The organism is Endozoicomonas sp. 8E, assembly GCF_032883915.1.
In the GTDB taxonomy this organism is placed as follows: domain Bacteria; phylum Pseudomonadota; class Gammaproteobacteria; order Pseudomonadales; family Endozoicomonadaceae; genus Endozoicomonas_A.
Window position 1 is genome coordinate 2,096,122 of record NZ_CP120717.1, and the last position, 11,958, is coordinate 2,108,079.

The following is an 11,958-nucleotide window of genomic DNA, read 5'->3' on the forward strand; positions in this document are numbered from 1 at the left end:
TCTTATCAAACAGCTGGGGTATTCTTTGGTTGTCTGACAGACAACAGTTTCTTCCTTATCTGGTGCAGGGTTTCCCAGCTCCAACAAACTTCTTCCCCAGTCATATTGGTATTGTGATTCGAGGCTGCGTCCACTATACAGAGGTGCTGGATTACTTCTCCCCATAGCTCAGTCGATCTGACACAGTTGACCTGCAACTCTGTCAGGCAAATAACGACTCCCCGGCAAAGAGAGCCAATAAAAGCTTGGCTGGATAGACCACTTTGTTTGGTTGTGACTCAACTCTCAACAGGCCGCATGGGGATAATGTAATCTTCCCAATCCTCTTCAGGTACCGAGGTTTCTGATTGCGCAAAGGCCCTGACGGAAATGCCTGCCAGGTGAACGCTGTCCGGGTTTCCCGATATCAGAGGGTGCCAGTCGAAGAGCGGTTTACCTTCGGCCAGGAGTCGGTAGGCACAGGTGTCTGGCAACCAGTGGAAATGAGGAATATCACCGGCAGTTAGCTTCAGGCATTGAGGAACCTTTTCCTTTCGGTGTTCATAGTCTGAACACCGGCAGCTATGAATATCCAGCAGCTGGCAGGCCAGTGAGGTGTTGTGAACCTCTCCAGTCTCCTCATCTTCAAGCTTTTGCAGGCAGCAGCGACCGCAGCCATCGCAAAGACTCTCCCATTCTTCAGGGGTCATCTGTTCGAGGGGTTTGGTCTGCCAGAAAGGTGTTGTCATATCGCAATACCGGCTATCTACAGTGTCGTGTGACTGGGAAACTAACGGACTAATGCTCATCAAGCAACTCCAGCTCCTGACAGATCTGATAAACATCAGGAGCAACATCTGATAATAAAGGGTTCCGCTTTTTTAACTGCTCTATTTTACTGCATGCCTGTTGCCTCCATCCTTCCAGTATGTGATCAGCGATATCGATTTTGGCTTTTTTAAGGACGGTCACCGTATGCATAAGCGCCATTTCATCCCCCTTTAACAGATGCAAAGGCGCGGTTTTACCCGAATGACGCCACAAAAAATCCCGGTTCCGTTGATTAGCTTTAAGATAGTTCTTGACGCCTTTCCCTCCATAAGAAGACAGAAGCGTTATCAATGACTCCAGCATCAGAGCGGGTTTAGTCTTTTCAAGGTGGTGAAATTGTTTTAAAACCGCCCAGTTGATTAACCAGTCTGGCTTAGGGGTGGAAAGATAAAGGGAAACTGTTTTTAGCTGGCGATTGAATTGGTCATTCTCTTCATTATCCAAGTCGTTATCCAAGCCGCTATTTTCTTCAGAAGATGCTGTCAACAGCCACTGTTTCAGTTGTGTTTCCTGGTGTTTCAGCTCTTCAATAGCAGGTAGTCCTTCTGATGCCCAGAGCCTGGCCATAATCTGCAATAACAGATGGTTGGGTACTCCCCCGCAGCTTATCCAGTTCATCAGTTTTTTCACTGGCCCATGTTTGGGCACGCCCTGGCCATAATTTATGGACGAGAAGGCATGGAACCGCTCCTTACTGAACTCGCCATCCTGGTCTTTCCACTCCGGCCAGCCAAGCACTTTTTTCACTTGCTCATATCTGGGCATGCCCCGGCTAAAATTCATGGAACAAAATGCGCGGAGCCGCTCCATACTGAACTCTCCATACTTATCTTTCCATTCCGGCCAGTTCAGAACCTCTTTCACTTCCTCCTCATGTTCAGGCAAGCCTGTGGCATGAATCATGGACGAGAAGATGCGGAATCGCTCCATACTGAACTCGCCATACTTATCTTTCCACACCTGCCAGCCCAGAACCTCTTTCACTTCCTCCTCACGTTCAGGCAAGCCTCTGGCATGATTCATGGACGAGATGGTGCGGAGCAGCTCCATACTGAACTCGCCATCCTTGTCTTTCCATACCTGCCAGCCCAGCACCACTTTCACTTCCTTGTGTTTGGGCATGCCTCTTTTGGCGAACATAGACGAGAAAGAGCGGAATAACTCCATATTGAACTCGCCATTCTTGTCTCTCCATTCCGGCCAGTCCAGCATCGCTTTTAATTTCTTATGTTCCTCATGTTTGGGCACGCCTTTGCCGCCATTCATGGACGAGAAAGCGCGGAACAGCTCCATATTGAACTCGCCATCCCTGTCTTTCCATTCCGGCCAGCCCAATATTTCTTTCACTTTCCCATATTTGAGCTTTCCTTTGCCATGATTCATGGATGAGAAGCAGCGGAATAACTTTATATTGAACTGGCCATCCTTGTCTTTCCACTCCGACCAGCCAAGCACCTCTTTCACATCCTTATGTTCGGGCAAGCCTTTTGTGTTGTACATGGATGAGAAAGACTGGAACCGCTCCCTATCGAACTCGCCATTCTGGTCTTTCCATTCCGGCCAGCCCAGCACTTCTTCCACTTCCTCCTGTCTGGGTATGCCTTTGCTATTGTTCATGGAAGAGAGGGAAGTCAATACATCCAAACTCGCCAAATATTCGAGCTCACCCTGGCTACGTTCTGCAAAGCTACGGATATATTTTCTTACATTATGTAGCATGCCGGTCAGCATGCCGGTATTTTTGACGTTTTCAGGAAGGTGCCCAAAAAACGCAGTGGCATTATCGAAGAAACCATTAAAAGACTCTCTCTCTACGAAACCAAGCAGCTTATAAAAAGTGTGCTTTACGGTGATGTTTTTTTTCTTGAATACCTCAATCAAAGTTTGCGCTTTTTCCAGATCTTTCTTGCTTAATTTGTATTTGATGTTTTCTTCTACTTGTTCCAATGGGTCATCGGGGGGCTGAGTGTCTGCCGGTTTACTTTTTTTGGCCGGTGGTGCAGCGGCTGCTATTGAAATATTTCTCTTTCTACCCGTGCTCTTCTTTTTTTTCTGAGCGGGTTCTGATGAATCCTGTTCTGTTTCATGGTGGGCTGGTCTTGCCCTTTTTTTACTGTGAGTGTCCGACAGGCACTGGTTGCATAAAAATGCCGAAGCTGCTGTCTCATTGGCTACACGTTTTAATTCCTGTCGATTCAGCGCCTTGTCACACTTCGAACAAGTGACAGCGGGTTTCCGGTATCCTGCTGAGCTGAGGGGCCAGGTGGCTCATCGCCTCCACGATCGCTGCCGTCTATTGAACCGGTTCTCTGGTTACGGGCAGTGACTCGGCTCCTCTGGCTGCTCTGAGCTGTGGTCGCGGTTGTTGGTTTTTTGGTCGTTCGGGAGGATTGATTCTTGTCGCCGGTAGCCGCCTGTCGGCCAGAATATTTGCCAGAAATGATTTCACAGTAAACACTGAGTTCCTGACCATTCTCTGCCAGCCATGACTGAACCAGTCCCGTTTGAAACCTGGCAGGGCCTGACCTTTCCAGATCAAGAAGGTCGGCTTCAATGACCATGACCCGGTCGGACAAAATTCGGGCCAGCGTTGTTTGCCCCGTCATAGTAGCCCATAGTCGTTTTATTCGTAACGCTCGAAGCAGTTGTCTTTTTTGTTGCTGGCATTTGAAGCAAACTGAAAGCGAACAGCATAGACCCAACCGGAAGAGGGTCGGGCTGTTCAGGTTTAGCCAGCTTATTGGGATATAAGGAATGTGCTGGCAGCGGGCTTGAGCCGGTGGACCCCAATGCAGGTAGCGCTTCCCAAAACACCATCGTCACCAGCAGAAGCAGTGATTGGCTTACCGAGCAGACAATTTTGTTTTTTTGTGAGCGTCTCATAGACCCAGGCGAACTGGTTGCCGTTTGCACGAGACTGTATAGCACTGCACCGGCTATCACGCCATTAACGGAGTTGACGAATATTTCTGAGTCAACTCTCTGTCTGCAACGTTGTTTTTGCAGTTTGTGGTGGTGCCCAGTGGCTTGCCCAAATGAAATGTCAGGGCTAAGGACAAACCAGGCTCTATATCATTGTTTTCATACCGGGTCGTTAAAGCTCAGCAGTTCTTCAGGAAGGTGTTGTATATAGTCTTCTTCGGCTGGAGGCATCTGCAGGTAAAACCCCTTTTCCTGAATCTCGGACATCACTTTTTCAATGTCTGCCATGGCCAGTTTGCGCTCAGGTGTCAGCAGCATATCCATCACATGGGTAGCTTTGCCGAAAGCCTGATGAAGGGCTTCAGGGACTTTCTTCAGTTGATCACGCTTGTCAACGTAGAGGTACATCTCGTTGCGTTTGCTGCTTTTGAAAATGGAAGCAAGAATTTTAGACATAATATTAATACTATCTTGAATGCGCTTGGAGTCAGGGGAGTAACAGGCTATGTTACCTCTGGTCCTCTTTGTACTCTTTCATAGCCAGAATCAGGGGTTCGGCAATTTCCCACTGTCGCCAACCTTTAATGCTCTCAGGCATCGAAAAACGGCCACTGTTTTGCCACTGGCGTAAGAGTGCGTTAGACATTTTTCCCGGGAATAACAGCTCTGCAGGTACATTCAGCTCATCGGATTTGTGAGTCACCCAGGCCTTGATCAGTTTGCCATAGTCGCGGGTGGCTTTCGGCAGAGGAGCAGGGAGCGGTTGCGGATAGTCTGCTTCCGGACTCTCTTTAGCCTGTTTGACAAGATTCAGAATAATCTCGCCATATTTTCGCAGGGTTTTGGGCCTCATGTCCTGAATAGAAGAGAGTGAACGTATATTGTCTGGCATATAACGGGCAATCGGCCAGAGACTTCCCTTGGCGATGATCCGGTTGCGCGGTGTATTACACTTGCGTGCTTCCAGTTCACGGTATTCACAAATCTTCTGTAAAACCGCCAGTTGTTGAGGTTGCAGTTGCCAGGCGCGCTTAACATCTTTCCAGATTTCGCTGGGGACCGGAAACAATGGCGAGCTGAGTAAGGTGTAACAATCCTCTTTAAGCCATTGCAACTGAGGCTTGCCTTTCAGTTCTTCGAGTAATAGCTCATAAGCTTCCAGCAGGTGAACGACATCGAGCGTAGCATAGCTGATCTGGGCTTCAGTCAGTGGACGCTGAAGCCAGTCTGAGCGAGTGGCATCCTTGGGCAGATCCACTTCCAGAAGCGCCTTTAGCAAGTTTTGGTAGCTTAGTGAATGTCCCAGTCCTGCATAGGCCGCAGCAAGCTGTGTATCCAGCAATGCAACAGGGCGGCAGCCAGTGAGAATATTGAAAACTTCGAGATCTTCTCCGCAGGCGTGAAGGACTTTGACGACCGATTCGGATTGCAGAACCCGGCCAAAGGAAGCCCAGTCCTGAACACTGAGTGGGTCAATCAGGAAAACCCTATCACCGGTACCCACCTGAATCAGTCCGGGAATAGGATAAAAGGTATCAGTACGAATAAACTCTGTATCCAATGCAATGGCATCCAGCTCAAGCCACTGCTGGCAGTAATGGTTAAGGCTTTCGCTGTCGAGGACCCAGATGGGGTCAGGATGTTCAATAGGCATATAAGCTGCTGGATTAGAAATAAAAGCCTATTATAAGGAGCTTGTCTCTGAAGCCAAAACAATATTCTTTGATCTCTGATTTAGAAAAGAGGCTTAGGCGGTAGCCCCTGAAATCGGTTTACGTGGAACAAGTTTTGACAACGATTCTCGCTGCCCCCCACCACCGTAGACAATGGCCTACCTCTAAAAATAAATGATCTCGCACCTGACCCGGATGAAAATGGCTGATAAGCCTGAAGCAAAATGGCTTTCGCAATAAAAAGGCCCGCATCAGCGAGCCTATGGAGTGGGTGTGATGAAAGAAATTCCATCAGCGATGGGATTGCAGCGACTGAATTCGATCTTCAAGAGGAGGGTGGCTGGAGAACAGCGCGGCCAACCCACCCTGGCCATTTTTGCGAATACCGAAGGCCGTCATGGTGGCAGGCATCGCACTGGGTGCGTCGTATTCAGCTCTCAGCCTTTCCAGAGCGGCAATCATATCACCACGACCTGCCAGCTCGGCACCGGCTTCATCGGCACGGAATTCTCGCTTGCGGGAGAACCACATCACGATGGCGCTGGCGGCAATACCCAGAACAATCTCGGCAATAAAGCTGACAACATAAAAGCCAATACCTGGGCCACTGCTTTCTTCATCACGGCGGAGGAAACTGTCTACGGCATAGCCGATGATACGTGCAAAGAACATCACAAAGGTGTTCACAACACCCTGGATCAGCGCCAGCGTCACCATGTCACCGTTAGCAACGTGACCTATTTCGTGACCAATAACGGCTCTTGCTTCTCTTGGGCTGAAACGATCCAATAATCCCTGACTCACGGCAACCAGTGAGGCGTTTTTGTTCCAGCCGGTGGCAAAAGCATTGGTTTCCGGGGATGGGAAAATACCTACTTCGGGCATGCCAATGCCCGCTTTTTCAGACAGCTCTTTAACCGTGTCCATCAACCAGCGCTCTTGGGCTGTTCTGGGCTGATCGATAATCTGGGTGCCTGTGCCCATCTTGGCCATGGTTTTGGAAAGGAGCAGGGAAACCAATGAACCGGCAAAACCGAAAACGGCACAGAAAGCCAGCAGTGACTTCATATCGAGTCCCTGGGCTGTGACATAGCTACCCACGCCAAGGATGTTGAGCGTGATGCTGGCGACTGCGATGACAGCAAGGTTAGTTGCAAGAAATAGCAGAATTCTTTTCATTACCGAATGGTTGCCTTTGTTAGTTGGATAATTGGACTATGGAGGCGTTGAGTCCGGATTTCAATCCTCAGTCCGTCACATTTAACAATGTTTACACTCCTTCAGGCTTTGCAGGTGAAAAAGTGCTGGCAGAGCTGGTTCAGCTGGTGGGTGGTCCCGGATTTTAATGTTTCACGAAACTGCCAGCCCAGAGTCCTCTGTTTCTGAAGCATCGGTTCTGGCAGGTCTTCCTGTTCAGTTTTCAGGCCTGGCATACCGAGCCTGAGGAAACTTTTTTCAGTCAGAACCACCTGATCCAGTCCTTCCAGCCGAACTCTTTCGGAGTAGTGTATATAGCCTTCTCTGGCCAGCCAGAGAAAACTGTCAAAGCAGGCCTGATGTCGCTTGCCGGGTAATCCGAATTCATCCACAGGCACGGGGGTAATGATGTCGTCGACGTACAGAGAGGTCAGCCGTGGAAAGACATTGTAGAGATGTACCAGTGTCTTGGCACAATCATGAAAAAAGTCGTCGATGTGGATGTCAGCCATGTTCAGAATTCAGTAATCGGTATCAAATGGGCCGTTGAGTCACGGCCACGGTTCTTATTATTGTTTGTATCGGCTCAGGAATCGTTCAAGTTTATCGCCCACCATCTCCAGATCTTCAACCCGGGGCAGGGTAATAATCCTGAGATGGTCCGGGTCTGGCCAGTTGAAGGCACGACCCTGCACAAGCAGAATTTTTTCCTGAATCAGCAAGTCGAGTACCAGCTGTTCGTCGTCGTGAATCGGATACTTTTTCGGGTCCAGTTTCGGGAACACGTACAGGGCTCCCTTGGGTTTGACACAGCTGACACCGGGGATCTGATTCAGGCGCTCGTAAATCACATCTCTCTGTGCGAGGAGTCTGCCGCCGGGAAGAACGAGGTCATTGATGCTCTGGTAACCCCCCAGCGCCGTCTGAATAGCGTGCTGGGCAGGAACGTTGGAACACAGACGCATGGAAGCCAGCATTTCCAGACCTTCCAGATAGTCCCTGGCTTTATGCTTGGGGCCACTGGCAACCATCCAGCCAGAACGAAAACCGGCTGCACGATAAGATTTGGAGAGCCCGTTGAATGAGATCATGAACACATCATCCGCCAGAGATGCCATGGCCGTGTGCTCTGTTCCGTCGAAGAGAATCTTGTCGTAGATCTCGTCAGCAAAAATAATCAGGCTGTGCTGGCGGGCAATCTCAATGATTTCCTGCAGCAGTTCAGGTGGGTAAACGGCACCCGTTGGATTGTTAGGGTTGATGACAACAATGCCCCGGGTTTTGGCGGTGATTTTGCTGCGAATATCATCCAGGTCAGGGTACCAGTCAGATTGCTCGTCACAGAGGTAGTGAACCGCTCTGCCTCCTGAAAGGTTGGCTGCCGCAGTCCAGAGAGGGTAGTCCGGCGCCGGGATCAGCAATTCATCACCGTTGTTCAGTAATCCCTGCATGGCCATGACGACCAGTTCGCTGACGCCATTACCGATAAAAATGTCTTCCAGCTCGACACCGGGAAAATCTTTCTGCTGACAATAGTGCATCACGGCCTTGCGTGCCGAAAACAAGCCCTTGGAGTCGGTGTAGCCCTGGGAGTTGGGGAGGTTGAGAATGACGTCCTGAATAATCTCTTCAGGTGCATCAAAGCCAAAAGGCGCAGGGTTGCCTGTGTTCAGTTTCAGAACACGCTGGCCTTCTTCCTCCAGTCTTCTGGCTTCGCGCAATACCGGACCACGTATTTCGTAGCAGACGTTTTCCAGTTTCAGGGACTTCTCAATATCCTTCATGGGTTCTTTTCCTGTGGCCGATATAAGGCTCATTGTCTTTTTATATGTTGTCTGTTACCCAGAGCTGTCTGAGTATTGCTCCGTCAACGAGTGGTGTCAGTTTCCCGATCGTTATGGATCAGCAGGTCATGGGATTCTCTGGAACATTATCAATCTGACTATAAACCTGACTATAAATAGACAAGAGCGGGTAAAAAATGTTCTCCCTGGCAGGGAATCAGGTGGTCATTATGATCGCTTTAAGGCTACAGTGCACGACCCAAACCCGGATATTTCCATTAAAGAAGCTGGAGGTGGTATGAAAGTTGAAAAAACCGATGCCCAATGGCAGACAGAGCTGACTGAAGAGCAGTATTATGTCTGTCGGCAAAAGGGTACCGAACGGCCTTTTTCTGGTGAGTACGTTCATTTTGATGGCCTGGGTCGTTATAGCTGTGTCTGCTGTGATCAAATCTTGTTCGAATCCACGACCAAATTTGATGCCGGCTGTGGTTGGCCCAGCTTCTGGGAAGTCGTGGATAAGGAGGCGGTAAATTACATTGAAGACAAAAGCCTGGGTATGGACCGGACAGAAGTGGTGTGTTCAGTCTGCAACGCGCATCTGGGGCATGTATTTCCTGATGGGCCGGAGCCTACAGGGTTGAGGTACTGCATGAATTCGGTCGCTCTTCAGTTCAAAGCAGACAAGTGAATTGCGCAAAAAAAACAGTGCATACACTATCCATCAGCTATGGCCTCAGGCTATTAACCAGCGGGTCAGAGTGTTTTCAAGCTGCTCCTTGTTGAAAGGTTTAGCCAAATGGTCGTTCATTCCTGCATCCAGGCATTGCTTTCTGTGCTGATTCATAGCGTTGGCGGTTAAGGCTATGATGGGCGTCTCCCTGGTTGCTATCTGATCTCGTAGTCTGTGAGTGGTGGTTAACCCATCCATAACTGGCATATTGCAGTCCATCAGAATCAGGTCATAGTTTTTTTGCTGACAGGCTGCCAGACAACTCTCGCCATTATGAGCCAGCTCTACCTTATAGCCCAGCTGCTCAAGCATTCCCTCCGCCACCATTCTGTTGATGGGATTATCTTCGACGACCAGAACCGAATAATCTCTGTTTTTTGGGTGTTGGATTTTCAGGGTGTCAGGTAACGGTTGGGAGACCTGAGGACGGATAGTCCGGGTTTTCTCCAGTGCCTGGATAAACAATTTCCGGGTCAGAGGGAGTGGTAGCCAGACCAGGGTGTCCGTGCCGTTATCCAGAGGCGCATGAGCGGCATAAATCACTTTCAGTGACGGATTATCCTGACCGGCATTTCTGGCCAGATCTTCATTTTCTGTAATCAGAATATCTGCCCAGTCGGGCAGGTCACCGATCTTGTTATTAGAGGTTTGTCGGTGGCTGATATTCCAATGCGCCAAAAGATGAGAACAACAGCTTTGCAAAGCTTCTGAGCCATCGAGCACTATCTGGTTACCCCTGATATCAGCAGAAACCGATACTTTTTCTTCCCTTGATTTGTAACGGAATGGCAAGCGGACAGAAAATGTGCTGCCTTCTCCGGGCTCTGACATGACAGACAGTTGTCCACCCATGTTAGTGACTATGGACTGGGTCAAAGGCAGACCCATACCTGAGCCCCCGAAACGGCGACTGGTATCACTGCTGGCCTGGGCAAAGGGTTTGAATATTTCGTCCAGCGCCGATTCAGGGATACCGATACCGGTGTCACTGATGTTCAGCATAATATCAAGATGATTCCCGGTGGTTTTCTGGCAATCGAGCCAGATACGAATGTCACCTTCATCGGTAAATTTTGCGGCATTTCCTATCAGGTTGGTCACGACCTGATGAAAACGGGTTGGGTCACCCAGGATTTCGTCTGGCAGGGTGGGATCAATATCACAATAGATCGGAACCCCTTTGGTAAATGTGGATTGTCCTGCAAGCACCACAACATCTTCCATTGAGTTTCTGAGATCAAAAGGGATTTCTTCAAGAATCATCTTGCCCGACTCAAGTCGGGAAAGATCCAGGATATCGTTGAGCAGACGGATCAGATGACTACCAGAATCTCTGGCAATGGTTAAACGCTGATGTTGTAGTTCAGTCAGTTCGTCGTTGAGGGCAATACTCAGCATGCCCAGAACTGCATTGAGTGGTGTTCTGATTTCGTGACTCAGGCTCGACAGCTGTACGGCTCGCTGACTGGCAGTTTCCAGTGCCTGGCTGCGTGCTTTTTCAAGCTGACGGTTGGTCTTCTCAAGCGTCTGGTTGTTTTTGCGAATATCTCTGGTCCGCCGGGCAATAATGGTTTCCAGTTCAGCCAGATGTTCACGTAACTGTTCTTCAGCCAGTCGCCGGTGGTGCAGATGGTGATGAATGTTGTTCAAATAATGGTTGATAGTGCGGGTCAGCAGGCCTATCTCATCATTCTCATGCCCCTTGGGCTCCGGAAGCTGAATCTTGTTACTGTTTTCCGGGTGCTCAACCATTTTTTCTGTCATGTTCAGCAAAGGCTTGGTCAACATGTGATAAAACATGATCGACAGAACCAGTGACAGCAGGAAGGTTTTGACCAGGCCGGTCACCAGGGTAAAGATGGCCCGATCAAAAAACTGAGTGCTGATAGGGCGGGTGTCGGCAACGATTTTAAGCCAGCCGAGCGGTTCATCTTCATCAAAGGGAACCTTGAGCTCCCGAATATAGGTTCGACTGGCACCAAACAGCATATCGGTAAAGGGGCGGGCTTTATCCTGTTGCGGCTCTTTACTCACAGCGGCAAGAATTGAACCCGATGCTTCAACAATTTCTGCCCTGACGATGGTGGGCGATTTGATGAGTCCCAACACCAGCTCGTTGGCCAGCTCTTTATCAATGTTGTAGGCAATGCGGGCAGCTGGAGTCCTGGTGATATCAATATAGGTTTCTATGGTGGCGTCAATTTGCCGGACCTGAGACCGGTAGTCGATGATCACCAGATACAGACTCAGGAACAGCCCCAGTATAAAGGCAATGACAACGGTGTTACGTGCCTGTTTGAATGACAGTCGATCCCTGAAACGGATTGGCATGAGAAACGCTTTATTTTAATTATTGCTCTGTGATTCGTTTTACCTGTATTTTCCTGATAGCGCAACAACAGCCCGAATCCAATCTGCTTGTTTGGGAACCTGACCTCCCGGCTTTCCCCTCATCGAGTTGTTTGTTCATGGTTTTACCTCAACTGGATACCCCGTCCTTAAGAGGGTGTCGCAAAACTCTGGTTCCCATGCTCCAGCGTGGGAACGAGTTGTTAAGGAAGTCGTCATTCCCGCGAAAGCGGGAATCCAGCCCCAACAGTGGGACTCCGCCTTCTCGAGGATGACAAGGCCAGGGGGGCACCGGGCAGTATGGTTCTGGTGGTGAGTCAGTGTGGATTCCCGCCTTCGCGGGAATGACGAGAATGAAGTCGGGAATGACGAGAATGAAGTCGGGAATGACGGGAGTGAAGCCGGGAATGACGGGAGTGAAGCCGGGAATGACGGGAGTCAACTCGTTCCCACGCTGGAGAGAGTTTTGCGGCACCCTATTCAGGGCTGG

Annotated in this window: 11 protein-coding genes; 1 reads left to right on the plus strand and 10 read right to left on the minus strand. The window is 49.6% G+C overall.

Annotation, left to right across the window (positions count from 1 at the left end; all coding sequences use genetic code 11):
* Positions 1-278: 278 nt before the first annotated feature.
* The 8 genes from P6910_RS07735 to P6910_RS07770 all read right to left on the minus strand — a co-directional run bounded on the left by P6910_RS07735 (position 279) and on the right by P6910_RS07770 (position 8,386).
* Positions 279-788 carry a YcgN family cysteine cluster protein gene (locus P6910_RS07735; protein WP_317145691.1) on the minus strand — a complete coding sequence of 170 codons (510 nt, stop codon included), beginning with the start codon at positions 786-788 and terminating at the stop codon, positions 279-281.
* A complete protein-coding gene (locus tag P6910_RS07740; RefSeq protein ID WP_317145692.1) occupies positions 778-2,757 on the minus strand; it encodes a hypothetical protein in 1,980 nt (659 codons plus the stop codon). Before P6910_RS07740 ends, P6910_RS07735 begins: the two co-directional genes overlap by 11 nt.
* Before the next feature lie 248 nt (positions 2,758-3,005).
* Positions 3,006-3,416 (minus strand): hypothetical protein, encoded by a 411-nt coding sequence (locus P6910_RS07745; protein ID WP_317145693.1) that lies wholly within the window; start codon positions 3,414-3,416, stop codon positions 3,006-3,008.
* Positions 3,417-3,891: 475 nt separating this feature from the next.
* Positions 3,892-4,188 carry a YcgL domain-containing protein gene (locus tag P6910_RS07750; RefSeq protein ID WP_317145694.1) on the minus strand — a complete coding sequence of 99 codons (297 nt, stop codon included), beginning with the start codon at positions 4,186-4,188 and terminating at the stop codon, positions 3,892-3,894.
* Between the two features lie 52 nt (positions 4,189-4,240).
* Entirely contained in the window at positions 4,241-5,386 is a 1,146-nt protein-coding gene (gene rnd / locus P6910_RS07755) for a ribonuclease D (protein WP_317145695.1), read from the minus strand.
* Between the two features lie 310 nt (positions 5,387-5,696).
* Positions 5,697-6,584 (minus strand): protease HtpX, encoded by an 888-nt coding sequence (gene htpX / locus P6910_RS07760; RefSeq protein WP_317145696.1) that lies wholly within the window; start codon positions 6,582-6,584, stop codon positions 5,697-5,699.
* A gap of 101 nt (positions 6,585-6,685) precedes the next feature.
* On the minus strand, positions 6,686-7,114 hold the full coding sequence (locus P6910_RS07765) for a hypothetical protein (protein ID WP_317145697.1): 429 nt from the start codon (positions 7,112-7,114) through the stop codon (positions 6,686-6,688).
* 57 nt (positions 7,115-7,171) lie between these two features.
* Positions 7,172-8,386 (minus strand): pyridoxal phosphate-dependent aminotransferase, encoded by a 1,215-nt coding sequence (locus P6910_RS07770; RefSeq protein WP_317145698.1) that lies wholly within the window; start codon positions 8,384-8,386, stop codon positions 7,172-7,174.
* A 298-nt stretch (positions 8,387-8,684) separates the two neighbouring features.
* On the opposite strand from P6910_RS07770, the gene msrB reads away from it, so the two are divergent.
* A complete protein-coding gene (gene msrB, locus P6910_RS07775; protein ID WP_317146521.1) occupies positions 8,685-9,077 on the plus strand; it encodes a peptide-methionine (R)-S-oxide reductase MsrB in 393 nt (130 codons plus the stop codon).
* 45 nt (positions 9,078-9,122) lie between these two features.
* On the opposite strand, the gene P6910_RS07780 is transcribed toward msrB, so the two are convergent.
* On the minus strand, positions 9,123-11,450 hold the full coding sequence (locus P6910_RS07780; protein WP_317145699.1) for a response regulator: 2,328 nt from the start codon (positions 11,448-11,450) through the stop codon (positions 9,123-9,125).
* A 148-nt stretch (positions 11,451-11,598) separates the two neighbouring features.
* The gene (locus tag P6910_RS07785; protein ID WP_317145700.1) at positions 11,599-11,943 is read right to left on the minus strand and encodes a hypothetical protein; all 345 of its coding nucleotides are present in this window, start codon (positions 11,941-11,943) and stop codon (positions 11,599-11,601) included.
* Positions 11,944-11,958: the final 15 nt, after the last annotated feature.